This window comes from Arthrobacter gandavensis (assembly GCF_015355785.1).
In the GTDB taxonomy this organism is placed as follows: Bacteria; Actinomycetota; Actinomycetes; order Actinomycetales; family Micrococcaceae; genus Arthrobacter_B; species Arthrobacter_B gandavensis_A.
The window spans coordinates 66193-89809 of the sequence record NZ_JADKYW010000003.1; the positions used below are offsets into that span (position 1 = coordinate 66193).

Annotated in this window: 24 protein-coding genes; 4 read left to right on the forward strand and 20 right to left on the reverse strand. The window is 66.5% G+C overall.

Features of this window, described 5'->3' with window-relative positions:
- Nucleotides 1-58: 58 nt before the first annotated feature.
- The 8 genes from ITX31_RS01730 to truB all read right to left on the reverse strand — a co-directional run bounded on the left by ITX31_RS01730 (nt 59) and on the right by truB (nt 7988).
- Nucleotides 59-1453, reverse strand: a complete 1395-nt coding sequence (locus ITX31_RS01730) for a M16 family metallopeptidase (RefSeq protein ID WP_194781777.1) — start codon at nt 1451-1453, stop codon at nt 59-61.
- Nucleotides 1454-3676: a polyribonucleotide nucleotidyltransferase gene (locus tag ITX31_RS01735; protein WP_194781778.1), complete on the reverse strand. Its 2223-nt coding sequence runs from the start codon at nt 3674-3676 to the stop codon at nt 1454-1456.
- 315 nt (nt 3677-3991) lie between these two features.
- Entirely contained in the window at nt 3992-4261 is a 270-nt protein-coding gene (gene rpsO / locus ITX31_RS01740) for a 30S ribosomal protein S15 (protein WP_194781779.1), read from the reverse strand.
- 134 nt (nt 4262-4395) lie between these two features.
- A complete protein-coding gene (locus ITX31_RS01745; RefSeq protein WP_194781780.1) occupies nt 4396-5385 on the reverse strand; it encodes a bifunctional riboflavin kinase/FAD synthetase in 990 nt (329 codons plus the stop codon).
- Nucleotides 5386-5483: 98 nt separating this feature from the next.
- A complete protein-coding gene (locus ITX31_RS01750; RefSeq protein WP_194781781.1) occupies nt 5484-6164 on the reverse strand; it encodes a DUF4345 domain-containing protein in 681 nt (226 codons plus the stop codon).
- A 94-nt stretch (nt 6165-6258) separates the two neighbouring features.
- Entirely contained in the window at nt 6259-6702 is a 444-nt protein-coding gene (locus ITX31_RS01755; protein WP_194781782.1) for a hypothetical protein, read from the reverse strand.
- Complete coding sequence (locus tag ITX31_RS01760; RefSeq protein WP_194781783.1) at nt 6699-7073, reverse strand: hypothetical protein; 375 nt, start codon at nt 7071-7073, stop codon at nt 6699-6701. The genes ITX31_RS01755 and ITX31_RS01760 overlap by 4 nt, the downstream gene beginning before the upstream one ends.
- Entirely contained in the window at nt 7074-7988 is a 915-nt protein-coding gene (truB, locus tag ITX31_RS01765) for a tRNA pseudouridine(55) synthase TruB (protein WP_323745546.1), read from the reverse strand.
- A gap of 111 nt (nt 7989-8099) precedes the next feature.
- Here truB and ITX31_RS01770 point away from each other — a divergent pair, with 111 nt between their 5' ends.
- Nucleotides 8100-9263 carry a pyridoxal phosphate-dependent aminotransferase gene (locus tag ITX31_RS01770; RefSeq protein ID WP_194781784.1) on the forward strand — a complete coding sequence of 388 codons (1164 nt, stop codon included), beginning with the start codon at nt 8100-8102 and terminating at the stop codon, nt 9261-9263.
- 81 nt (nt 9264-9344) lie between these two features.
- On the opposite strand, the gene rbfA is transcribed toward ITX31_RS01770, so the two are convergent.
- From rbfA to rimP, 5 genes are all read right to left on the reverse strand, one after another.
- Nucleotides 9345-9821, reverse strand: a complete 477-nt coding sequence (gene rbfA / locus ITX31_RS01775; protein ID WP_152228488.1) for a 30S ribosome-binding factor RbfA — start codon at nt 9819-9821, stop codon at nt 9345-9347.
- Nucleotides 9822-9990: 169 nt separating this feature from the next.
- Nucleotides 9991-12879: a translation initiation factor IF-2 gene (infB, locus tag ITX31_RS01780; RefSeq protein WP_194781785.1), complete on the reverse strand. Its 2889-nt coding sequence runs from the start codon at nt 12877-12879 to the stop codon at nt 9991-9993.
- 132 nt (nt 12880-13011) lie between these two features.
- Nucleotides 13012-13437, reverse strand: a complete 426-nt coding sequence (locus ITX31_RS01785; RefSeq protein ID WP_323745547.1) for a YlxR family protein — start codon at nt 13435-13437, stop codon at nt 13012-13014.
- A 22-nt stretch (nt 13438-13459) separates the two neighbouring features.
- The gene (gene nusA, locus ITX31_RS01790) at nt 13460-14431 is read right to left on the reverse strand and encodes a transcription termination factor NusA (protein WP_194781787.1); all 972 of its coding nucleotides are present in this window, start codon (nt 14429-14431) and stop codon (nt 13460-13462) included.
- On the reverse strand, nt 14432-15058 hold the full coding sequence (gene rimP / locus ITX31_RS01795) for a ribosome maturation factor RimP (RefSeq protein WP_194781788.1): 627 nt from the start codon (nt 15056-15058) through the stop codon (nt 14432-14434).
- A 105-nt stretch (nt 15059-15163) separates the two neighbouring features.
- Here rimP and ITX31_RS01800 point away from each other — a divergent pair, with 105 nt between their 5' ends.
- The gene (locus tag ITX31_RS01800; RefSeq protein WP_194781789.1) at nt 15164-16210 is read left to right on the forward strand and encodes a DUF4439 domain-containing protein; all 1047 of its coding nucleotides are present in this window, start codon (nt 15164-15166) and stop codon (nt 16208-16210) included.
- Between the two features lie 104 nt (nt 16211-16314).
- Entirely contained in the window at nt 16315-17295 is a 981-nt protein-coding gene (locus tag ITX31_RS01805; RefSeq protein WP_194781790.1) for an aminoglycoside phosphotransferase family protein, read from the forward strand.
- A gap of 10 nt (nt 17296-17305) precedes the next feature.
- Here ITX31_RS01805 and ITX31_RS01810 read toward each other — a convergent pair whose 3' ends face one another.
- From ITX31_RS01810 to ITX31_RS01820, 3 genes are all read right to left on the reverse strand, one after another.
- Nucleotides 17306-18103, reverse strand: a complete 798-nt coding sequence (locus tag ITX31_RS01810) for a sulfite exporter TauE/SafE family protein (protein ID WP_194781791.1) — start codon at nt 18101-18103, stop codon at nt 17306-17308.
- Nucleotides 18104-18111: 8 nt separating this feature from the next.
- Nucleotides 18112-19911, reverse strand: coding sequence for a proline--tRNA ligase (locus tag ITX31_RS01815; RefSeq protein ID WP_194781792.1), 1800 nt, complete (start codon nt 19909-19911; stop codon nt 18112-18114).
- A gap of 119 nt (nt 19912-20030) precedes the next feature.
- Nucleotides 20031-20288, reverse strand: coding sequence for a hypothetical protein (locus ITX31_RS01820; RefSeq protein ID WP_194781793.1), 258 nt, complete (start codon nt 20286-20288; stop codon nt 20031-20033).
- Between ITX31_RS01820 and ITX31_RS01825 the strand changes: the two genes are divergently transcribed.
- Entirely contained in the window at nt 20263-20463 is a 201-nt protein-coding gene (locus tag ITX31_RS01825) for a hypothetical protein (RefSeq protein WP_194781794.1), read from the forward strand. The two genes, ITX31_RS01820 and ITX31_RS01825, sit on opposite strands and share 26 nt — an antisense overlap.
- Before the next feature lie 191 nt (nt 20464-20654).
- Here the strand turns inward: ITX31_RS01825 and ITX31_RS01830 are convergent, their stop codons facing one another.
- The 4 genes from ITX31_RS01830 to ITX31_RS01845 all read right to left on the reverse strand — a co-directional run bounded on the left by ITX31_RS01830 (nt 20655) and on the right by ITX31_RS01845 (nt 23573).
- Complete coding sequence (locus tag ITX31_RS01830; protein ID WP_228528906.1) at nt 20655-21506, reverse strand: GNAT family N-acetyltransferase; 852 nt, start codon at nt 21504-21506, stop codon at nt 20655-20657.
- A 10-nt stretch (nt 21507-21516) separates the two neighbouring features.
- On the reverse strand, nt 21517-22683 hold the full coding sequence (gene ispG, locus ITX31_RS01835) for a flavodoxin-dependent (E)-4-hydroxy-3-methylbut-2-enyl-diphosphate synthase (RefSeq protein WP_055240429.1): 1167 nt from the start codon (nt 22681-22683) through the stop codon (nt 21517-21519).
- Nucleotides 22684-22806: 123 nt separating this feature from the next.
- Nucleotides 22807-23100, reverse strand: coding sequence for a YciI family protein (locus ITX31_RS01840; RefSeq protein WP_194781795.1), 294 nt, complete (start codon nt 23098-23100; stop codon nt 22807-22809).
- Between the two features lie 20 nt (nt 23101-23120).
- Nucleotides 23121-23573 (reverse strand): hypothetical protein, encoded by a 453-nt coding sequence (locus ITX31_RS01845; protein WP_194781796.1) that lies wholly within the window; start codon nt 23571-23573, stop codon nt 23121-23123.
- Nucleotides 23574-23617: the final 44 nt, after the last annotated feature.

A 23617-nucleotide genomic window follows, 5' to 3' on the forward strand; every position in this document is an offset into this window, starting at 1 on the left:
CTGCCCGTATGGAGGCTCATACGGGCAGTTTCTGTGATCTCGATGGGAGGAACGCGGGCTAGAAGCCGAGATCCGCCGGAGAGTTGAAGGGACCCACCACGGTGACGGTGCGCGGTGCCGCTGCAAGCTCGGCGGCGAGCTCCTGGACCTGTTCGGCCGTGACCGCACGGATCCGGGCCAGTGACTCTTCAATGTCCACGTATTCGCCGCGGACCAGCTCGGCGCTGCCCAGACGGGACATCCGCGAACCGGTGTCCTCCATACCCAGCACCAGTCCCCCGGAAATCTGCCCCAGGGCGCGGGCCAGTTCCCCGGGCGCCACGCCGTCCGCAGCGAGGCGCTCAAGCTCGGACTGCAGCAGGTCGATGACCTGGCGGGTCTTCGCCGGGGAGCAGCCCGCGTACATTCCGAAGTAGCCGGCGTCGGTGTACGACGCCGAGAAGGAGTAAGTCGAGTAGACCAGTCCCCGCTTCTCGCGGATCTCCTGGAACAGCCGGGAGGACATGCCTCCGCCCAGGATGGTGTTCAGCACACTCATGGCGAACCGGCGGCTGTCCTTGGCGGTCAGCGAAGGACAGCCCACCACGATGTTGGCCTGTTCCACCGGACGGTTGATAACGTGCACGCCGCCGCTGCCGGTGATTACCGCCGGGGTGGTGTCGCGGCGTGGTGCCGGCTCGGCAGCGTCGTCGAGTTCCCAGCCGGCGCGCTTGAGCGCATCCAGCACCTGCGAAACAACAATCTCGTGTTCCAGTCCGCCGGCAGCCGTGACCACCAGGGTCTGGGGACGGTAATGCCGCCGGTAGTGCTCCAGCACGGCCTCCCGCGGAACGGCCTTGATTGCTTCCGGAGTGCCGCCGATGGGGCGGCCCAGCGGATGGTCCCCCAGCACAGCCGCCGCGAACTTTTCATGGCACAGGTCAGCCGGATCGTCGGCATCCATCGCGATTTCCTCGAGGATGACGTCGCGTTCCTGCTCAAGTTCCTCCGCGTCCAGCACGGCGGAGGTCACCATGTCCGCAATGACGTCAATGGCCATCGGCAGGTCGGTGTCCAGTACCCGGGCGTAGTAGCAGGTGGTTTCCTTCGCGGTGGCGGCATTGGACTCTCCTCCTACCTCATCGAAGGCGGAGGCGATGTCCATGGCACTGCGCCGGGACGTGCCCTTGAAGAGCAGGTGTTCCAGGAAGTGCGTGGAGCCGTGCCGGCCTTCGGCCTCGTCACGGCTGCCAACGCCCACCCAGAACCCAATGGTGGCACTGCGCTGGCCGGGCATGGACTCGGTGAGCACGCGCACGCCGCCGGGAAGGACGGAACGGCGGACGACGGCGCCCGCCGGGTCGCCGATTTCGAGGGCCGGATCGCCCGCACGGGATGTCAGGGGAAATGGGACAACCGTCCCGGTGCGGGAAATTCCCGCGCCGGAACGGCTGTCTGCAGTGTTTTCAGGCATCTACTCTGCTGTCTCGGCAGCAGCTTCGCCCTCGGCGTCGTCATCAGCAACAACCGGCGAGAGCGACAGCTTGCCGCGGTCGTCAATCTTGGTGATTTCAACCTGGATCTTCTGGCCGACGGAGACTACGTCATCGACGTTGTCTACGCGCTTGCCGCCCGAGAGCTTGCGCAGCTCGGAGATGTGCAGCAGGCCGTCCTTGCCCGGCGTCAGGGAGATGAAGGCACCAAAGGTGGTGGTCTTCACTACCGTGCCAAGGTAACGCTCGCCCAGTTCGGGAACCATCGGGTTGGCGATCGCGTTGATCGCGGCCCGGGCGGCCTCGGCGGACGTGCCGTCCGTGGCGCCGATCAGGACCGTGCCGTCATCTTCGATGGAGATGTCAGCGCCGGTGTCTTCCTGGATCTGGTTGATCATCTTGCCCTTCGGGCCAATGACCTCGCCGATCTTGTCCACGGGAATCTTCACCGAGATGATCCGCGGTGCGAACTCGGAGAGCTCGTCCGGAGTATCGATCGCGGCGTCCATGACACCGAGGATGTGCAGGCGGGCTTCGCGGGCCTGCTTCAGCGCTGCGGCCAGGACCGAGGCGGGGATGCCGTCGAGCTTGGTGTCCAGCTGGATGGCGGTGACGAACTCGGAAGTACCTGCCACCTTGAAGTCCATGTCGCCGAAGGCATCTTCAGCGCCGAGGATGTCGGTCAGGGCGGCGTAGCGGGTTTCGCCGTCAACCTGGTCGGAGACCAGGCCCATGGCGATACCGGCAACCGGAGCCTTCAGCGGCACACCGGCGTTGAGCATGGACAGCGTCGAAGCGCAGACCGAACCCATGGAGGTGGAGCCGTTGGAGGACAGTGCCTCGGAGACCTGGCGGATGGCGTACGGGAATTCTTCACGCGAGGGCAGTACCGGCATGAGCGCGCGCTCTGCCAGCGCACCGTGGCCGATTTCGCGGCGCTTGGGCGAACCCACGCGGCCGGTCTCACCGGTGGAGTACGGCGGGAAGTTGTAGTTGTGCATGTAGCGCTTGCGCGTTACCGGCGACAGCGAGTCGATCTGCTGTTCCATCTTGAGCATGTTCAGCGTGGTAACGCCCAGGATCTGGGTTTCGCCGCGCTCGAAGATAGCCGAACCGTGCACGCGGGGCAGAACCTCTACCTCGGCGGTCAGCTGGCGGATGTCCGTCAGGCCGCGGCCGTCAATGCGGACCTGCTCCTTGAGGATGCGCTGGCGCACAACCTGCTTGGTGACGGAACGGAAGGCGGCGGAAACTTCGTTCTCGCGTCCTTCGAAGCGCTCGGCCAGTTCGGCCTTGACTTCGTCCTTGAGGGCGTCGGAAGCGGCGTCGCGCTCCTGCTTGTCAGCGATCGCGAAGACCTCTGCAAGCTTCTGTGCGGCTGCAGCCTCGACGGCTTCGTAAACGTCATCCTGGTAGTCCAGGAAGATCGGGAACTCAACGGTGGGCTTGGCGGCGCGTGCTGCCAGGTCCGACTGCGCGTCGCAGAGGGCCTTGATGAACGGCTTGGCGGCTTCGAGGCCTTCTGCAACAACCTCTTCGGTCGGGGCGGTGGCGCCCTCTTCCTTGATGAGGTTCCAGGCGTTGTCCGTGGCTTCGGCTTCGACCATCATGATGGCGACGTCGTCACCGGCGATGCGGCCGGCAACCACCATGGAGAACACGGCGCGCTCCAGCTCGGAGTGCTTCGGGAAGGCAACCCACTGGCCTTCGACCAGGGCAACGCGGACGCCGCCGATCGGGCCGGAGAAGGGCAGGCCGGAAAGCTGGGTGGACATGGAGGATGCGTTGATGGCAACCACGTCGTAGAGCACGTCCGGGTTGATCGCCATTACGGTGACGACAACCTGGACTTCGTTGCGCAGGCCCTTGACGAATGCCGGGCGCAGCGGGCGGTCCATCAGGCGGCAGGCCAGGATGGCTTCGGTTGACGGACGTCCTTCGCGGCGGAAGAACGAGCCCGGGATGCGGCCGGCAGCGTACATGCGCTCCTCGACGTCCACGGTCAGCGGGAAGAAGTCGAAACCTTCACGCGGGGACTTGCCGGCGGACGTAGCCGAGAGCAGGGCGGTGTCTTCGTCGATATAGACCATCGCGGAGCCTGCGGCCTGTGCGGCGAGGCGGCCGGTTTCGAAGCGGATAACGCGCTTGCCGAAGCGGCCGTTGTCAATTACTGCTTCTGAGTACTGGATTTCGGGACCCTCCATAGAGAGTCACCTCCGTTCTGTTGATTCGGAGGCCACCCAGCATCGTCCCATGGGCCCTTGGCGCCGGTTGGCGGTCAAGGTACCCAACACCCGGTCTTCGATCGAGGTCCACGGGCTTTTCTCCCGGAGACCACTACCGAGGACCGCGAATGCTGCGATGCTGGCTGACTCCTGTATGTGTTTTTCTTTACTGCTGCGGTACGTCTGCGGACAGGTGCGCTTCCGGAACTTGCCGGTGTCCATGTCTGCCGCCCGTGTACCCTGCGCTAAAGGGCGGCCCTGCGCAGCTGCGCAGGAACCGCCCCCAAAGCAGAACTAGCGGCGCAGGCCAAGACGCTCGATGAGCGCACGGTAACGCGTGATGTCGGTCTCGCGCAGGTAACCCAGCATACGGCGACGGCGACCAACCAGGGCCATCAGGCCGCGGCGGGTGTGGTGGTCGTGCTTGTGGGTCTTCAGGTGCTCAGTCAGGTCGGAAATACGACGGGACAGGACAGCAACCTGAACCTCAGGGGATCCGGTGTCACCTTCGGTGAGTGCGAATTCCTGAATGATCGCCTGCTTGACGGCGGGATCGAGTGCCAATGTAACTCCTACAGTTGTGCCGTGAGGCCCGAATCAGCACTTCGCTGCCGGGAACCCTGTGCCGGCCTGGCGTAAACGCGGCAGACACAAAGAAAATCCAGCCGCCACGGACCGCAGCCGAATTTTCATCCAGTTTACCTGTCCGCAGTGCCTTCTGTCGAAAGGACTGCCCTGGTCCGCGCGACGTCAAGGCGCATCTGCTCAATGAGCGCTTCCGGTCCGGTATAGGCAACCATCCCCCGAAGCCGGTCCACGAATTCAACGCCGACTACCTGTCCGTAAAGGTTGAAGTCCTCCACTGCTTCCTGTGGACGGTCGATGACGTGCGCTTCGACCTGGCGGCTGACGCCGTCGAAGGTCGGGTTCGAACCGACGGAGATGGCGGCAGGCCAGCGGGTGCCGCCGGAGTCGACCAGCCAGCCGGCATAAATGCCGTCCGCCGGAATGAGCCCAGTGGACTCGGGAGCGAGGTTCGCCGTCGGGAACCCAAGTTCCCGACCGCGGGCGGCACCGTGCACCACGGTGCCGCGCATCCGGTGGGTGCGGCCAAGCAGGCGGGCTGCGGTGCGGACGTCGCCGGCCGCCAGCGCCTCGCGGATCCAGGTGGAAGAACAGCGGCGCCCGGGCGTGTCTCCCGGACCTTCGGGCAGGGCATCGAGGTCATCCACGGCGATGACATCGAACCCCAGCTCCGCTCCGAGTTCGCGCATGGTGTCCAGGTCGCCGGTGTTTCCGCGTCCAAACCGGGCATCATGGCCCAGGACCACTGCCACCGCGTGCAGGCCGTCAGCGAGGAACCTGCGGACGAACTCCTCGGCGCTCAGGGAAGCAAGGTCCAAGTCATAGTGCACCATGAGCAGGCCGTCGAGTCCGGTTTCGGCCAGCGCTTCGGTGCGGTCTGCCGGGCCCATAATGAGGACCGGGGCGCTTTCCGGGCGGTGCACGGCTGCCGGGTGCGGATCGAAGGAGAGCGCGACGGCGGAAGCGCCGCGGTCCCGTGCGGTCTTGACCAGCTTCGACAGCACGTGCTGGTGGCCTAGGTGGACGCCGTCGAAGTTGCCGATTGTCACTACTGTCGGACCAAGGTCGGACGGCACCTCCGCAAGGTCATTCCAGTAATACACCCGAGCTCCTTACCAGCGGACAGTCATCCATGAACCCCTCCCGGCGCATCTGCTGCCCGCGGAAGGCTTCATCCATTATGGCGGAAAAGCCGTGCCGGTTACGCACCCGCTCCGCTGCCGGTGCTGCCGGTGCGTGGTCCCTGGTGAATTTCGCGCCGCAGCTCGCTGGTCTTGACGATGAACCGGTGCCAGACCAGAAGTGCCGGAGGAAAGGCAAGCTCAACGATCATCAGGATGATCAGCGTGAAGTGCGGAGTGCCGGAGAACGCCCAGGACAGCACCCGGCCGATCCCGCCCAGGAACACCATGAGGCAGACGAGCCAGAGCATATTGGCCCACTGGAACTTGATGGCGATGGCTACGAATGCCGCGCCTACGCCCACCATCATCGCCGAGAAGAAGCGGAACTGGCTCTCCAGCGAAGCGTTGACCGGTCCCCCGCCGGTCTGGGCGACCCCGGCCGTGCCGGTGACGAGGTAGTAGCCGCCGATCGCTGCAATGACCACGCCCACCGCAACAACAACGGCCCTAAAGACGCCCCAGTCATCGGTGCTCTTCCAGGAGGCGTCCGCGGCGTCCTGCCGTGCCTCAGCCTTCCCTTCACGGACACGGAGCCTGCCGCCCCTCCGTCCGGTCTCCGCGGGACCGCTTTCGGTCCGGATATCCGCAGCGGAGGCCGCACGAGTGGGCGATTCTGGTAAAGACTGGCCGGCCGGCGGGCGCGGGTTTTCGGCGGCGCTCCGGGTATTCTCTTCCGGCCCGGGAGTTGGGATGCTCATGGTCCTGCCCTCTGCTGGGATTGGCACCGCGCCGGTTACGGCACGGTTTTCCACATCGTCTCACGCCCGGCGGCGGACAAGAACCCAGCTGCGGCTAGGCGCGTTTGCTGCCCCGGTGCTTGTACAGCCACCAGAGGCCGATGATTGGAAGAATCAGCGGCACGAACCCGTAGCCCATGCCGAAGCCGGACCACACGGTGTCATCCGGCAGCGCGGCCGGATCCAGCAGCCCGAAGAAACCTACGAACAGGACGCCGGCCATTTCGATGCTTACGGCCGCCACGGAAACCCGGTAGGACCTCTCTCCGGACCGGGCCAGCGAAAGAGTGGCCACGATGTAGACGACGGCGGCGAAGGCAGAGAGGAGGTAGGCCACCGGCGCCTCGTCGAACTTGGTGACAATCTGGAAGGCCGCGCGGGCCGTTGCGGCAAGCGCAAAGACGCCGTAGACAGCCACGATGAGCCGTCCCGGGCCCGCATTCCGGGAGGTCGGTGAGGCGGCTGGCGACTCCGGGCGCGGCTTGATCAGTTTTTTCATGCCAGCGGCGCTCCATCCCAAATCTGTTCCATGCGGAACAACATAACGAACACGGTAATGCCTACGGCCCCCAGGACCAGGTTGCTCCATCTGGACCGATCCATGAGCGACCACCAGACAGCCCCTATCGGAATGACCGCGGCGGTGAAGAGGTAGCCCCAGAACTCCCAGGCGGGGCCGTTGAGGGTTTCGCCTCCAGTCTGGCGGATGACGGCAGCGACGGCGTAGATAATCAGGAAAAGCTCGACGGCGGCTGCGGAGAGGATCGTCAGGTCATTCGGTCCGTGGCGCAGCACTGCCGCACCGATGCAGAGCACGGCGGAGACCAGGCAGACAATCGTCCCGACGATGAACAGGGGGTCGATGACCACTTAGGACCTTTCGTTTCCCGGGGCAAAGACGAGAAGCGCCTTTGCAGTGTCTTCCTTGTCCGCAAGCAGGCCGATCAGCTCCCCGTCCGGAGCAAAGGCCGCAACCGGCGCGTCCTCCCCTGCCGCTGTTCCGGAGGCCGGGATGCGGCGGCCGTGGGAGAGGTCCGCCGCTTCGCCGTCGCTCAGCTCACGCACCGGGAAAAGTGCCCGGGCGGCGTCGTTCAGGTCCAGGAGGCGGAGGTCCTCCGCGAGCTGGTCCAGGGTGCGGGCCTGCTCTTCGGTGTACGGTCCCACCGAGGTCCGGCGCAGGGCGGTGAGGTGGCCACCGACGCCCAGGGCAGCACCGAGGTCCCGGGCCAGCGCACGGATGTAGGTTCCGGAGGAGCATTCAACCGTGACGTCGACGTCGCGCAGCTTGCCGCCGTGCTCGCGGCGGATGTCATGGACCTCGAAGCGGGAGACGGTCACCGGACGGGCCGGAAGGTTCACCTCGCCGCCGGCACGCACGCGGGCGTAGGAGCGTTCTCCGCCCACCTTGATGGCGCTGACGCTGCTGGGGACCTGCAGGATGTCGCCGGTGAGGGCCTTCACGGCGCTGCGGATCTCTTCGTCCGTCACCGCCGCGGCGATGGTTTCGGCGGTGACTTCGCCTTCGGCGTCGTCGGTAACCGTGGACTGGCCCAGCCGGATAGTGGCTTCGTACGTCTTGGACGTACCCACAATGTAGGTCAGCAGGCGGGTGGCCTTGTTGATGCCCACCACGAGCACACCCGTTGCCATGGGATCAAGGGTTCCGGCGTGGCCGACTTTCCTGGTCCCGGCGAGCCTGCGCAGGCGGCCCACCACGTCGTGGCTGGTCCATCCCTGCGGTTTGTCCACAATAATCAGTCCTGAACGGACCTGCCCGGAATTCACGCCTTTCAGTATATGCGCGCTGCCGGGACCCGAATTCCCGCACCCCGGCCCCCGTCCGTGCGGCGGCCCGGCCTCCGGGGGCGCGGACCGGCCCGGCTGTAGCATGCGGTTATGTCCCAGCTCGCCGCCCATGTGCGTTCCGTTGACCCGAACCAGATCCGCGAAATAACGCAGGCGGCCTGGGCCACCCCCAATGCAGTAGTGCTCAGTATTGGCGAACCCGGCTTTCCCACGCCGGTGCATGTGCTGCAGGCGGCGCAGGACACGCTGGCCCGGGACGAGACCGGCTACACGCCGAATGCCGGCATCACGCCGCTTCGCGCCGCCTTCGCCGAACGGGTGTCGGCACAGACCGGCACTGCAATCGACCCGTCCCGGGTATTCGTGACGTCCGGCGCCCAGCAGGGACTGCACCTGGCCATGAGCATGCTCCTGGATGCCGGGGACGAGATCCTGATCCCCAACCCCGGTTACCCGACCTTCGCCATGACCGCCCGGCTGCTGCATGCGGAGCCGGTTGAATATCCTCTGCACCCGGAGAACGGATTCCAGCCGCGGATCGAGGATATTGAGGCGAGGATCACGCCCAGCACCCGGGTGTTGCTGGTAAATTCGCCGTCGAACCCGCTGGGCGCCGTCTTCAGTCCGGAGCTCACCCGGGAGCTGACGGAGCTCGCCCGGCGCCGGGACCTCTGGATTCTCTCCGATGAATGCTACGAAGCGTTTACCTTCGACGTGCCGCATGTTTCCCCGCTGGCCTTCGACGGCGGCGAGGCCGCAGGCGGAAAGCGCGTCGTCGCCTCCTACACGCTGTCCAAGACCTACGGACTTACCGGGCTGCGTGTGGGGGCCCTCGTGACGCCTGCGGGCCTGGAGGCACAGCTGAGCACCGTCATGGAGTCGATCGTCTCCTGCGTGGCGTCACCCTCCCAGTACGCTGCCCTGGCGGCGCTGACCGGGCCGCAGGACTACGTGCGGGAGGCTGCGGCGCACTACCGCGGCAACCGGGATGCGGCATCAGCTGTCCTGGACGCCAAGGGAATTCCCTACCTCGCGGCGCAGGGCGCGTTCTACCTCTGGGCGGACCTCTCACATGTCTCCGGTGGCAACATTCGAAGCTGGGCCGGCCGGTTCCTGGCGGAGGAAGGCGTGGCAGTTGCACCGGGAACCGCGTTCGGGTCAATCGGCGAGGGCTGGATCCGCATCGCCCTGTGCGGTGGACGCGAAGATCTGGTCACCGGTGTATCCCGGCTGCCGGGCGTCGGCAGCAGCTAATGCGCGGCAGGCAAAGAGGAGCGGCACCCCTTGCCGGGGTGCCGCTCCTCTTTGGGAAATCACTGGTGGATCTGCGCTGGATTAGCTGCGTGCGTCCGAGTCCTCTGCCGGTGCATCCTGCAGGTCCTCTTCGTCGTCGTCGTCATCCCTGCGGTAGGGATCGGCGTCGCCGGCGTACGCGGCACCCTGCTTCAGCGCTGCGAGTTCCTCGTCGCGCTTCTTGGCCTCCCGGATCAGTTCCTCCAGGTGGCTGGCGTTCACGGGAATTTCGTCAGCGACGAACTCCAGGGTAGGGGTGAGCCGGACGGTGATGTTCTTTCCCACCTCCGAACGCAGGATTCCGCGGGCTGAATCGAGGGCAGCCTTCGTGTCGGCCTGCTGCGCCTCGTCCCCGAAAACGGTGTAGTAGACGGTGGCATGCTGCAGGTCGTTGGTGACGCGGGCATCGGTGATGGTCACGAATCCCAGCCGGGGATCCTTGATCCGCCGCTCGAGCGCCTGGGCAACTACCACCTTGATGCGGTCAGCGAGTTTCGCAGCGCGTGCTGGATCTGCCATTACCTCTCCTTAGCTAAAGATTTAGTTCGCACGCAGGCGGCCGCTGAGGGCCGCCTGCGTGCGCTGAAATGCCTCAGGCCAGCACAGGCTGCCGCGCCGGCCGGGGCGGAGCGGGCCGCATAGGCCCGCAGGCAGGGGCCGCCGCGGACGGCGACCCCTGGCCGGGGTACTAGGCCCGCGGCTTCTCGCGCATCTCGAAGGTCTCGATGATGTCGCCTTCCTTGACGTCGTTGAACGACCCCAGGCCGATACCACACTCGAAGTCGGTCCGGACTTCGGTGGCGTCGTCCTTGAAACGCTTGAGCGAATCAACGGTGAGGTTTTCGCCAATGACCTTGCCGTCACGGGTAACCCGTGCCTTGGCGTTGCGGCGGATAACTCCGGAGCGGACGATCGAGCCGGCGATGTTGCCGAACTTGGAGGAACGGAAGACTTCGCGGACCTCGGCGGTGCCGAGCTGCACTTCCTCGTACTCCGGCTTGAGCATGCCCTTGAGGGCCAGCTCAATGTCATCGATTGCTGCGTAGATGACGGAGTAGAAGCGCATGTCCACGCCTTCGCGCTCGGCCAGGTCGGCCACGCGCTCGGCAGGCTTGACGTTGAAGCCGATGATGATCGCGTTGTCCACGGTCGCCAGGTTGACGTCGTTCTGCGTGATGGCACCAACGCCGCGGTGGATAACGCGCAGCTGCACGCCGTCCCCGACGTCGATCTTGAGCAGGGAGTCTTCCAGGGCTTCCACGGCACCGGAAACGTCACCCTTGAGGATGAGGTTAAGGGTGTCAACCTTGCCGTCAGCGACAGCCTGGTCGAAGTCCTCAAGGCTGATGCGCTTGCGGCGCTTGGCCAGGGCGGCGTTGCGGTCCGCAGCTTCACGCTTCTCGGCGATCTGGCGGGCGGTACGCTCGTCGTCGGTCACGAAGAAGGTGTCACCGGCACGCGGGACGTTGGACAGGCCGAGGACCTGCACCGGACGCGACGGTCCGGCTTCGGTTACGGCGTCGCCGTTCTCGTCGAACATGGCACGAACGCGGCCGTGGGCGGTGCCCGCTACGATCGTGTCGCCGACGCGCAGCGTACCGGACTGGACCAGGACGGTCGCGACGGCGCCGCGGCCCTTGTCCAGGTTCGCTTCGATGGCAATGCCTCGAGCGTCCTTGTCCGGGTTGGCACGCATGTCCAGGGCTGCGTCTGCGGTGAGCAGCACGGCCTCGAGCAGGGCGTCGATGTTCAGGTTCTGGCGTGCCGATACCTCAACGAACATGGTGTCGCCACCGTATTCTTCGGGAACCAGTCCGTACTCGGTCAGCTGTCCGCGGACCTTCTCCGGGTTGGCGCCTTCCTTGTCGATCTTGTTCACGGCAACCACGATCGGCACGTTTGCTGCCTGTGCGTGGTTGAGGGCTTCAACGGTCTGCGGCATGACGCCGTCGTCCGCTGCGACAACCAGGACAGCGATGTCGGTGACCTTCGCGCCACGGGCACGCATGGCGGTGAACGCCTCGTGGCCCGGGGTATCGATGAAGGTAATGGCCCGCTCAGTGTCTTCGTGTTCGAAGGCGATCTGGTAGGCACCGATGTGCTGGGTAATGCCGCCGGCTTCGCCCTCGACAACCTTGGTGTTGCGGATCGCGTCGAGCAGGCGCGTCTTGCCGTGGTCAACGTGGCCCATGACGGTGACTACCGGAGGACGTGCCTCTAGTTCGTCGTCGCCTTCGGCTTCCAGCTCGGCTTCGAAGTCGATGTCGAAGCTGGAGAGCAGCTCGCGCTCTTCGTCTTCCGGTGAAACAACCTGGATCTTGTAGCCCAGCTCTTCACCGAGTACACCGAACGTCTCTTCGTCCAGGGACTGGGTGGCCGTTGCCATTTCACCGAGGTGGAACAGCACGGTGACCAGTGCTGCCGGGTTTGCCTCAATCTTGTCAGCGAAGTCCGTGATGGACGCGCCGCGGCGGAGCCGGACTACGGTGTTGCCGTCGCCGCGGGGTACCGAAACGCCGCCCAGCGACGGAGCTGACATCTGCTCCAGTTCCTGCCGCTTCGCCCGCTTCGACTTGCGCTGCTTGCCGCGTCCTGCGCCGCCCTTGCCGAAAGCACCGGCAGTGCCACCGCGTCCGCGGCCGCCCTTGCCAAAGCCGCCGCCAACGGGACCGCCGCCGGTTCCCGGAGCTCCGCCGGGTCCACGGCGGGGTCCGCCTGCACCCGGACGTGCCGGGGCTGCGGGCCGCTCAGTGCGGTTGGGCATCATGCCCGGAGTCGGGCGGTTTCCGCCGGCGCCGCCGGGGCGCGGAGCACCCGGACGCGGAGCGCCGGGACGCGGTGCACCGGGACGGGGTGCGCCCGGACGGGGACCGCCTGCGCCTGCTGCCGGACGCGGTCCTGCGGCGCCGGGGGTTCCGGTGCGCTCGGACTCGTCGCGGCGCTGGCCCGGACGGGGCATTCCCTGGGACGTGGCAAACGGGTTGTTGCCGGGACGGGGTCCGCCCTGGCCGTTTCCTTCACCGCGGCCGCGGGGACGCGGCATTCCCTGGGACGTCGCAAACGGGTTGTTGCCGGGGCGCGGGCCGGAAGCTCCGGGCCGCGGCGCACCCGGACGGGGCGCTGAAGAGGATCCAGCCGGTGCTGCCGGAGCAGCGGGCTTTTCCTCGGTCTTGGGAGCCGGGGCGGGTGCCGGGGCTGCCGGCTTGCTCTCAGCCTTCGCCGGTGCGGCGGGGGCCGCCGGCGCCGGCGCCGCGGGGGCGGCCGGGGCAGGGGCAGCGGGGGCGGCCGGGGCAGGGGCAGCGGGCTTCTCTGCAGCGGGAGCCGGAGCTTCTGAGGCAGGCTTCGCTGCGGGGGCTGCCGGTGCCGGAGCGGCCGGGCGGGGAGCGGAGGTTTCCGGCTGTGCTGCCGGCTTGGATGCTGCGTCGGGGAACGCCCCGCGCAGTTTCTTGACTACGGGCGCTTCAATGGTTGAAGACGCCGACCGGACGAATTCGCCCAGTTCCTGCAGTTTTGCGACTGCGTCCTTCGAGGTAATGCCGAGCTCTTTGGCGAGCTCGTGTACGCGGACCTTGGCCACATTTCTCCTGTCTCGGTCCGCACCGAGCCAGGCACGAACCGTCTATTTGCTGCGGGCTTCCGCTGCGGTTGCAGCAGGGCCCATCACAGAGCACAACAAAGTACTCATCGCTGGGTACTCATCGGGTTTCCATCAGATTTCTGACCCGCTTTCAGGTTGGACGGTTTCGAGGGGGTTCCGGGTGGGACCCGCCTCTTGAGCTTCGAACCACTGATGAACTGCCGAGGGATCGGCCTGCGCCCGGAAGGCACGGCCGAAAGCACGGCGTTTCACAGCTGTTGCGAGGCATGCTGTGTCGGGGTGCAACCAGGCGCCCCGGCCAGACATACGGCGGCTCTCATCTACCAGGACGGCATTGCTGCCGTCTTCTGATTCCAGCGCCAGCCGCATCAGCACGGCCTGGTCATCCTTCTTCCTGCAGCCAATGCATGTCCGCTGAGGAACATGCGCCGATCCTGCCGCAGGCCGCACCGATTCCACGGGCTCCTGCGGTTGCTGGAAGGCGGACGGTGACCCGGCCATGTACATTCTACCGCGTTTCTCTTCTCTTTCCTTCATCCCTGCCCGGCGGGCAGGGATGCTAGGCGGACTTTGCGTCGGAAACGATGTCGATCCGCCAGCCCGTGAGCTTCGCTGCGAGGCGGGCGTTCTGCCCTTCCTTGCCGATAGCCAGGGAGAGCTGGTAGTCCGGCACCACCACGCGGGCCGAGCGGGTATCCGCGTCGGTGATGGTCACCGAGTTTACCCGAGAAGGCGACAGCGCGTTGGCAATGAACGTTGCGGGGTCTTCGCTGAAGTCCACAATGTCGATCTTCTCGTCATGCAGTTCGGTCATGACGGCCCGCACGCGCGAGCCCATTTCCCCAATGCAGGCTCCCTTGGCGTTGATGCCCGGAACGTTTGCCTTCACGGCGATCTTGGTCCGGTGGCCGGCCTCGCGGGCCAGGGCCACGATTTCCACTGATCCGTCTGCGATCTCCGGTACTTCCAGCTCAAAGAGCTTGCGGACCAGACCGGGGTGGGAGCGGGAAAGGGTAATGGACGGGCCCTTGAAACCGCGGCGGACGTCGACGACGAAGGCACGCACACGCGAGCCGTGCAGGTACTTCTCCCCGGGAACCTGCTCGGTCGGAGGCAGCAGCGCCTCGATGGAGCCGAGGTTGACCTGGATCATGTTCGGGTTGTTGCCCTGCTGGATCTGGCCGGAAACGAGTTCACCTTCGCGGCCTTTGAACTCGCCCAGGATGTTGTCATCCTCCACGTCGCGCAGGCGCTGCAGGATGATCTGCCGTGCGGTGCTGGCTGCGATGCGGCCAAATCCTGCCGGGGTGTCGTCAAACTCGCCCACGGCCTCGCCGTCGTCGTCGAGCTCTGTCGCCCAGATGGTCACATGCCCGCTCTTGCGGTCCAGTTCGGCGCGGGCTTTTTCCTGCGAGCCCGTGGTCTTGTGGTAGGCGACAAGCAGTGCCTGCTCGATGGTGGGGATCAGCTTGTCCAGCGGAATCTCGCGTTCCGCTTCCAGCAGCCTCAGCGCACTCATATCAATATCCATTTAGGCCTCCTCGGCTGTGCTGTTAATTCCGTCGGCGTCGTCGCCAGCCGGTTCGTCTTCAAGGTGGGCGAATTCAACCTCGACCCGGCCCTTGGCGATCTGGTCGAAAGCCAGGTGCGTCTTCTCGCCCTGCTTGGGCTTCATCCCCTTTTTGACCGCGATTTCGGGGACCAGCGTGATGCCGGACTCGTCGACTTCCAGGAGGCGCCCGGTCACGGCGTCGCCGCGCACCGGCGTTACTGACACCATCCGGCCCGTGTTGCGGCGCCAGTGACGCCGTTCGGTCAGGGGCCGGGAGACGCCCGGGGAAGACACCTCGAGACTGTAGGGACGGCCGTCATCCTGGGGATCTGCGTCCATCGCATCCGAGAGGACGCGGGAAACATCCGCGATCCGGTCCAGGCTCACGCCGCCGCTTTCGGTCTCCGGAAGGTCCACGACTACGTGGACGGTTCGGTGGGCACCGGCAATCTTGATCTCGATGTCCTCCAGGAAGAGGTTCTCACCGGCAACTGTGGGAGCCAGGTAGTCCTTGAGCCGCTGTGTCTCCGCAGCTACCTCGGCGCGCTGGGCGTCCTTGCGGTAGTTGGACGACGTGTCTTTTTTAGGGCTGGGGCGACCCGCCATTACTGCCTCCCACTAGATGTTGTTGTAGCTCCTAGACTACCGACTTTCCCGGACCTCCGGGTCACCGCCGCAGGTGGGGGCCTGTTCGTGGCATGATCGAGTGTTGTGGAGAAGCCCCCGAACGTCCTGCAGCGGCCCGGCACACGCCCCTCCAGGGCTGCCTCGGCCGCCGGCTTCCTCCGCCGCACCCTTGCCTTGGGGCTTCTGGCCTGCGTTGTCGCCTCGCTGGGGCTGACGGCAGGTTCCGGCGCCGAACCGGAACGCCCCCGGTCCTTTTCGGAACAGGCACTCAATGAGGCGTTCGCCACGTCCCGCGTCCTTGCCGCCCGGGCGGAGTCGCTTGCGGGCTCCCTTGACGCCGGCGCGGCCGCCGAACTGCGGTCCGCTGCTGACATCCTGAATCAGCAGTCCCTGCTGTTGGCCAGCCCCGGCAGCGCTGCAGCGGCCCGGAATCCGGCCGCTGCCCCAACCCGGCCCTACGCCCGGGCACTGCTTGAATCAGCCCGCAGGAACCTTGCCGCAGCCGGCCGGGCAGATTACGGGACGGCACGCCTGCTGGCCGCTGCCGGTACCGGGCAGCTGCTGCTGGCCGAACGGACCGCACAGGTCCTGGGAGAACCGCTGGAACAGCTGCCGGAATCCGGCTGGACTCCCGTGCTGCAGGAGCAGCCCAAATGTTCCGGCGATGACCGAGCCGTCCTGCGGGACCGGCCCGGTGCCGCCGAATCGCTGCACGCAGCCGTCAATGCCGAGTACGGCGCGGCATACGGCTACGAGGTTGCCCAGGCCCAGGTCGGCAGCGGCTTCACGGTCCTGGGGCAGCCGCCCGCCCAGCGCCGGAACGCCCATCTTGAGGCGGGCCAGGAAGGCGTCCGGCTGCTGCCTGACCTGTGCCTGCCCGAAGTCACTCCCCTGCCCGCCTGGTCCCTTGACCCGGCGTTCCTGGCCGAGCCCGTACCCAGCCTGGAGGAACTGGAAGGGATGATGCCCAGCATCTATGCCGACCTGGCCGGGAACAGCGACGGCGCCGTACGTTCCTGGGCCATCGACCGGCTGGTGGCAACATCGCTGCTGCTGTACTCCACCGGCGAAATCCCGCCCGCTCCCGGGCTGGACGCAGAACCGGCGCACCTCCCCTGGGCTGCTGGCTAGCCTCCGCACTGGCACGGCGGGGACCGGGACCCTAGGCTTGGTTGGTGGCCGGAGCAGGCTGCCGCACCGCCAGCCACGGACCCCAGCCCGCAGGAGGCACCTTTATGGCATCCGCCGTCGTAGTACCCGAAGCCCTGCGCAGGCGCTATCTGCGCTTTCGCGAAGGACGGGACTGGGTCGACAGCCTTCACGGCCTCGTGGATAAGGCCATGGATACCTTCGGATTGGAACCGGATGCGTCCGTACGGGGAACCTGGCACGGCCATGGATCACTGGTGCTGCCGGTCCTCACCGCCGGCGGCGCACCCGCCGTCCTGAAATTGCCTTTCCCCCACCCGGAGGCTGAATCCGAGGCACCGGCACTCCAGCTGTGGTCCGGCCGCGGTGCAGTCCGGCTCCTGGACCGTGACCCTGCAGGCTCCGCACTGCTGCTCGAACGGCTGGACCCGGAAACATCCCTCCTGCAGGTTCCGGTCGCCGAGGCAGTGCAGGCGTGGGGCAGGCTGGTCCGTGAGCTGGCCATCCCCGAAGCGGAGGACCCGGAATGGGCCGGCATACCCTCCGCTGCCGAAAGGGCGGAGCAGCTTTCGGATGAGCTTCCCGCCGAGTGGGAGGCTCTGGGCCGGCCGTTTGAACGCTGGCTGCTGGAAGAGGCGCTGGCCGTCTGCCAGACCCGCGGCGTGGTGGGCCGGCGCAGCAGCCGCGATGTGCTGGTGCACGCGGACCTGCACTTCGGCAACGTGCTGGCCCGGCCGGGCGGCGGGTGGGCAGCCATTGATCCGCAGGCAGTGTGCGGGGAGGTCGAATACGCCGTGGCGCCCATGCTTTGGAACCGGCTTGGGGACCTGGAGTCAGGGGCCCCGGAGCGTTCCCTGGTGCAGCGGCTGCACGGTCTCTGCGAGGCCGGCGGGCTGGATATCCAGGCCGCATTTGAGTGGAGCATCCTGCGGGAAGTAGCCAACGCCCTGGAGTATCTCCGTGGCGGAATGCCCGCCGATGCGCAGCGTTCGGTATGGGTGGCCGCCGCGCTGGCTGGCAGGGCCCATCCCGGGCTTCCTCCGGTGAGCGAACTGCCGGCCGCCTAGGGTCCTGCCGCTAGTCCTGGAAGTTTTCAATCCAGACGTCGGTGCCGAGTTTGATGATCAGCGCGCCAACCACCACCAGGAACACGATGCGGATGAACCTGCTGCCTTGCTTCACGGCCATCCGGGCGCCGATGTAGCCGCCGGTCATGTTGGCCAGTCCCAGGATCAGGCCCACGCCCCACAACAGCGAGCCGTGCGGCAGGAAGAACGCCAGGGCGCCGATGTTGGTAGCCATGTTCACGATCTTGGCTTTGGCACTGGCAGCCAGGAAGTTGTAGCCGAGCAGCGTCACCATGGCGATGATCAGGAAGGAGCCGGTGCCGGGGCCGATGAGGCCGTCATAGAACCCAATGACCGCGCCGATGGCCCCGGCCGTGACGTAGTGCCGGTTTCCGGTGTGCCGGAGCTTGGTCAGCTCCCCCACCGTCGGCCTCGCAGCGGTGAACACCGCAACCATGATCAGCGCCGCAACGATGATCGGCTTGAAGACTGACGACGGCAGCGACGCCGCCAGCACCGCTCCGCCGAAACTTCCCGCCAGCGCCACGCCTGCCATGGGCAGCGCTGTCTTCAGGTCCGGGTGGGCGCGAGGGTAATAGGTGACGGCGCTTGTGGTCGTCCCGAAGACGGACCCCATCTTGTTCGTCGCCAGTGCCTGCACCGGCGTGATTCCGGGAATCAGGAGAAGCGCCGGCAGCTGCAGCAGCCCGCCGCCGCCCACAACGGCGTCGATCCATCCTGCGGCAATGCCCGCCACCACCACGAGGGCGATGGTGGCGAGCGTTATGTCCTCAAGCCCCGAGACCACCGGGAGGCTCAGGCGCGGGCAGCGCGGAGCACGTACTCCACAGCCTCGTCTACCGGAGCGTTCTCAGCCACACCCGTGGCGCGGTCCTTGATTTCGACGACGCCGTCGGCCAGTCCGCGGCCAACAACCAGGATGGTGGGAACGCCGATCAGCTCGGCATCACCGAACTTCACGCCGGGGGAAACCTTGGGGCGGTCATCGTAAATGACCTCCAGGCCTGCTGCCTCGAGGTCTCCGGAGAGTTTCGCCGCGGCTTCGAAGATTTCGTCTCCGCGTCCGGTGGCTACAACGTGGACGTCGGCGGGCGCGACGGCGCGCGGCCAGATGATGCCCTTCTCGTCCCGGTTGGACTCGGCCAGGGCCGCGACGGCGCGGGTGACGCCCACACCGTAGGAGCCCATGGTCACGGTGGCCAGCTTGCCGTTCTTGTCCAGGACTTTGAGGCCCAGGGCTTCGGCGTACTTGCGGCCGAGCTGGAAGATGTGACCCATTTCGATGCCGCGTGCCGCTTCGAGCGGCCCGGATCCGTCCGGGGCTTCGTCGCCTTCTCGGACCTCCACGGCTTCGATGACGCCGTCCCAGCCGAAATCACGCTCGGCAACCAGCCCAAGAACGTGCTTGCCCGGCTGGTTGGCGCCGGTGATCCAGGCGGTACCGGCAACCACGCGGGGGTCCACGAGGTAAAGCAGACCGGTGGCCGACTTCGTGCCCAGGACGGCTTCATCCCGGCTCAGGCCCGGGCCGATGTAGCCCTTGACCAGGCCTGGGTGCTTCTTGAGGTCCTCGTCGGTGGCAGCCTCGACACCGAGTTCGCCGGACATCTCGAGGTGGGAGCCGATGTTGGCTTCGATCCGCTTGAGGTCCACGGCGCGGTCGCCCGGAACACCGACGACGACGATCTGCCGCTCACCGGTGGGCAGCGTCACGGCGAGCACTACGTTCTTGAGCGTGTCCGCGGCGGTCCATTCACCGGACTCCTTGGCGAAGCGTGCGTTGACGTCAGCCACCAAGGTGTCGATCGTGGGCGTATCCGGGGTGTCCACCACCTGCGCCGCCGGTGCGTGTGAAAAGTCGACGGCTTCGGGCGCAACGGTGGTCACTGCTTCGACGTTCGCTGCGTAGCCTCCGGCCGAACGGACGTAGGTGTCCTCGCCCACTGGGGTCGGGTGCAGGAATTCCTCGCTCTTGGACCCGCCCATGGCACCGGACACGGCGGAGACCACAACGACGTCGAGTCCCAGGCGCTCGAAGATGCGCAGGTAGGCGCCGCGGTGGGCCTGGTAGCTGGCTTCCAGGCCCTCGTCGTCGATGTCGAAGGAGTAGGAATCCTTCATGATGAACTCGCGGCCGCGGAGCAGGCCGGCACGCGGCCGGGCTTCGTCGCGGTATTTGTTCTGGATCTGGAACAGGGAGACCGGCAGGTCCTTGTAGGAGCTGTAAAGGTCCTTCACCAGGAGGGTGAACATTTCCTCATGGGTGGGGGCCAGCAGGTAGTCCGCACCCTTGCGGTCCTGCAGGCGGAACAGGTTGTCCCCGTACTCCGTCCAGCGGTTGGACGCTTCGTAGGGTTCGCGGGGCAGCAGGGCGGGAAAGTGGACTTCCTGGGCGCCGATCGCAGCCATTTCCTCACGGATGATGGTCTCCACCTTGCCCAGCACGCGCAGGCCCAGCGGGAGCCACGAATAGATGCCGGGAGCCGCGCGGCGGATGTAACCGGCACGGACCAGCAGGCGGTGGCTGGCGACGTCGGCGTCTGCCGGGTCTTCGCGCAGGGTGCGCAGGAAAAGGGTGGAAAGTCGAAGGACCACGCGTCGAATCCGTTTCTGCAGCCGCTGGCTGCACCAAAGTAGGAAGTTTCTCCCTACTAATCTAGCCCCTGGCGCCGGTTGCACCGGACACGGCCGCCGCGTGGCGGAAGCGGCAACGGCTAGCGGGAGGCCAGGCCCAGTTCCGCCAGGACCGCATCGATGAGCCGGCCCGCTTCGGCGGCGGCCCGCTGCGGGTCCCGGGGTGCCGGCAGCGACGCGACAAGGCGCACGTTCCCGGTCCTGGCGCTGACCAGCACGAGCCGCGTCGCTCCCGCGGGGGAACTGACCGCGGTGTCCAGCGCCAGTGTCTGTTCGGCAGCGGTTGCGACGTCCAGCCGGGTATTGGTCACCGTGACGGTTGCACCGTCCCTGGTCATCCGGATCTCCGTGCAGCCGGAGAACCGCTTCATCGATGTAGTCGAGGGTGTCGAGGAGGGATTCGTCTGCGTAGGCCGCAACGTCGAGGACGCTGGCCGCCTCAGCTTCCGTGCCGTAGGCAAGTCCGGCAAGCGAAGCATCCTGCACGGCGGTCACAGACGCGGTGGCCGCTAGTTCCGCACAGGCGGCCGGCTCGAAGGTCACCTCGGCTCCGGGCGCGGATTCGGTATCCGGCAGCAGCGCGCGCAGGGTCTCCTCGCTCAGGACGTCGCCACCCAGCTCCAGGAAGCGGTTGGCCGCGGCAACGGCGGCTTCCAGCCGGGCAGAGCTGAAGCCGCGCACCCCGGGAACCGGCGGACAAGGGCCTAGAACAGGATGGTCGCGAAGGTGCCTACCTGGCGGAATCCCACGGATTCGTAGGTCGCGCGGGCAGCGGTGTTGTAGGAGTTCACGTACAGGCTGGTAAGCGGGGCCAGTTCCTGGGCGAACTGCACGACGGCGGACATGTAGGCGGCGCTCAGCCCCCGTCCCCGGTAGGTCGGATTCATCCAGACTCCCTGGACCTGGACGGCCCTGCTGGAGACAGTCCCAAGCTCAGCCTTGAAGATCACTTGGCCGGCGGCGTCGAACTCAACCAGCGAGTGTCCGTTCTGGATGAGTGAGAGAACCCGCTGCCGGTAATGACTGCCGCCTCCGGCGACCGGCGAGTAGCCGACTTCCTCCTCGAACATGGCTGCACAGGCGGGCAGCAGCCGGTCCAGGTCCGCCGGTCGGGCGCGGCGCAGCCCGGGAGCGGGGGGCACCGGCGACGGTCCAGGGATTTCCAGCAGCGGCTGGTCGCTGCGCACGTCGAAGGGCCGCGGCGAGTTGTGCTGCAGCTCGGACCATAGGGACAGCACGGCCTCCGCCGGGCCGAACACCGAAGAAAAGCGGCGGCCCGTGCGGGCCAGGTAGGCGCCGATCTCCGCCCCGTTCTCGGCGGTAACTCCAGTGGGTACGACGTTGACTCCCGCCCAGCAGGCAGCGGTGAGCCTTCCGTCGTCGAACACTCCGAGCACCTGGCCGCCGGCCGCCGTCGGAGCGGCGGTTCCCGTGCTTTCCAGATGCGAAATCAGGAACGTATTCGCCACTGGGTCCGCCGCAGCCAGTTCGGTGAGCGCCGGGGTGTCGGCCGCACCGAGGATGCGCAGCGTTCCCGTCATGTTTCCGCTGCGCATCTTTTCCGTCCTAGCCGACGGTAACCATGGGGCCACCCGTGCCAGCATCCTCGCCATCGGCCTCCCCCATGTCCTCGGCGATCCTCATCGCTTCTTCGATCAGGGTCTCTACGATTTGGTCTTCCGGAACGGTCTTGATGACCTCGCCCTTGACGAAGATCTGGCCCTTTCCGTTACCGGAGGCTACACCCAGATCCGCTTCGCGCGCCTCGCCCGGGCCGTTTACGACGCAGCCCATGACGGCGACGCGCAGCGGCACTTCCATTCCTTCCAGCCCGGCGGTGACCTGCTCCGCGAGGGTGTAGACGTCCACCTGGGCGCGGCCGCAGGAGGGGCAGGAGACGATCTCAAGCTTCCGCGGCCGCAGGTTCAGCGACTGCAGGATCTGGTTGCCAACCTTGATCTCTTCGACCGGCGGAGCGGAGAGGGAGACGCGGATGGTGTCCCCGATGCCCTTGGAGAGCAGCGCGCCGAAGGCGGTAGCGGACTTGATGGTGCCCTGGAAGGCAGGACCTGCCTCCGTGACGCCCAGGTGCAGGGGCCAGTCGCCGCGCTCGGCGAGCAGCTCGTATGCACGGACCATGACAACGGGGTCATTGTGCTTCACGGAGATCTTGAAGTCGTGGAAGTCGTGTTCCTCGAAGAGGCTGGCTTCCCAAACGGCGGATTCCACCAGCGCTTCGGGGGTGGCCTTGCCGTACTTCGCCAGCAGGCGGGGATCCAGCGAACCGGCATTCACGCCAATCCGGATGGACACGCCGGCGTCCTTGGCTTCCTTGGCGATCTGCTTGACCTGGTCGTCAAACTTGCGGATGTTGCCCGGGTTCACACGGACGGCGGCACAGCCAGCTTCAATCGCGGCGTACACGTACTTCGGCTGGAAGTGGATGTCCGCGATCACCGGGATCTGCGACTTCTTGGCGATGATGGGCAGCGCGGCCGCGTCATCGGCGCTGGGGCAGGCAACGCGCACAATGTCACAGCCCGACGCCGTGAGCTCGGCGATCTGCTGGAGGGTGGCGTTGATGTCCGTGGTGGGCGTGGTGGTCATCGACTGCACGCTGATCGGGAAGTCCGACCCGACCCCTACCGAGCCCACCTTGATCTGGCGGGTTTTGCGCCTCGGGGCAAGGACGGGCGGCGGTGCAGCTGGCATTCCTAGGTTGACCGAGGTCAAAACATCCTCCATGTGCCCTGCGGGCAGTTATTAGTCTCAGGCGGCGGGGATAAGCGCGCCTGTCCCATTATCCACCCGCCCGCCGCACGGTGTGCCGCAGGAAGGTGGAATATCACTCAGGGCTTAGCCGGCCAGGTGCGCGAAGGCGCCCGTAACCGGCTTCCACTCGGTGGTTTTCAGGCCGGAGATCCCGCCGCCAACGGCAAGCGGGTCCTGCCGGAGCAGGTTGTTCAGCTCGTCCTCGTCCGCGGCAGTGAAGATCAGCAGTGCGCCGGCGCCGTCAGTGAACGGGCCGCTGGCCAGGACCTTTCCCTCTTCGACCATGGCGGCAAGCCATTCGCGGTGCGCAGGACGGTGTTCGTCCCGCACTGCTGCCGATTCGGCGTCGTACACGTACTCAACTGCGAAAATACTCATGATTCCCACCCTACGGGATGTCAGCCGTGCAGCAGCGCCACCCGCACGGCCACGGCAATGCCCACCGCCCAGAGCATGGAAGCGAGGGTGCCGATGATGAAGCGTTCGGCAGCGGCCGGCGTCTCCTTCAGCTCGGCGTAGCGGCCGAGTCCCTTGATGGCGACGACGTACGCAATGGCGACTGGTTCATCAGCCAGCACGGCGGCCGCCACGGCAAGACGCTCCAGGAAACCGATCACCAGTCCGCCGCGCAGGATCACGGGGCCGGACGGCTGCGGCGGGCGGCGCGGCAGCGGCGGAAGTGCCGCCACCGCGGCTACGTCGTGGATCTGGTCCGCGGCCGGGTCGCGGGCGGGGTCCGGACCGGGGCGGGAGGCTTCCACCGCACGCGCCAGTTTCAGCACACCGCTGGTGACCGGCCAGCCTCCGACCGCGGCTGCCGCCAGCCCCAGCACGATCCAGAGCAGGTCCATGGAACTCCTTGTCTTCTTCGAGATGGCAGAAACTGCACGTCTCG

Excerpts from the sequence above, each read along its gene's own strand:
- ITX31_RS01730 (WP_194781777.1), bottom strand. The coding sequence starts at position 1,453 with ATGCCTGAAAACACTGCAGACAGCCGTTCCGGCGCGGGAATTTCCCGC.
- nusA (WP_194781787.1), bottom strand. The coding sequence starts at position 14,431 with ATGGATATTGATATGAGTGCGCTGAGGCTGCTGGAAGCGGAACGCGAG.
- ITX31_RS01830 (WP_228528906.1), bottom strand. The coding sequence starts at position 21,506 with ATGCGCAGCGGAAACATGACGGGAACGCTGCGCATCCTCGGTGCGGCC.
- ITX31_RS01845 (WP_194781796.1), bottom strand. The coding sequence starts at position 23,573 with ATGGACCTGCTCTGGATCGTGCTGGGGCTGGCGGCAGCCGCGGTCGGA.
- ITX31_RS01755 (WP_194781782.1), bottom strand. The coding sequence starts at position 6,702 with ATGAAAAAACTGATCAAGCCGCGCCCGGAGTCGCCAGCCGCCTCACCG.
- rbfA (WP_152228488.1), bottom strand. The coding sequence starts at position 9,821 with ATGGCAGATCCAGCACGCGCTGCGAAACTCGCTGACCGCATCAAGGTG.
- ITX31_RS01820 (WP_194781793.1), bottom strand. The coding sequence starts at position 20,288 with ATGACCAGGGACGGTGCAACCGTCACGGTGACCAATACCCGGCTGGAC.
- ITX31_RS01840 (WP_194781795.1), bottom strand. The coding sequence starts at position 23,100 with ATGAGTATTTTCGCAGTTGAGTACGTGTACGACGCCGAATCGGCAGCA.
- ITX31_RS01805 (WP_194781790.1), top strand. The coding sequence starts at position 16,315 with ATGGCATCCGCCGTCGTAGTACCCGAAGCCCTGCGCAGGCGCTATCTG.
- rimP (WP_194781788.1), bottom strand. The coding sequence starts at position 15,058 with ATGGCGGGTCGCCCCAGCCCTAAAAAAGACACGTCGTCCAACTACCGC.
- ITX31_RS01785 (WP_323745547.1), bottom strand. The coding sequence starts at position 13,437 with ATGAAGGAAAGAGAAGAGAAACGCGGTAGAATGTACATGGCCGGGTCA.
- ITX31_RS01750 (WP_194781781.1), bottom strand. The coding sequence starts at position 6,164 with ATGAGCATCCCAACTCCCGGGCCGGAAGAGAATACCCGGAGCGCCGCC.
- ITX31_RS01770 (WP_194781784.1), top strand. The coding sequence starts at position 8,100 with ATGTCCCAGCTCGCCGCCCATGTGCGTTCCGTTGACCCGAACCAGATC.
- ITX31_RS01735 (WP_194781778.1), bottom strand. The coding sequence starts at position 3,676 with ATGGAGGGTCCCGAAATCCAGTACTCAGAAGCAGTAATTGACAACGGC.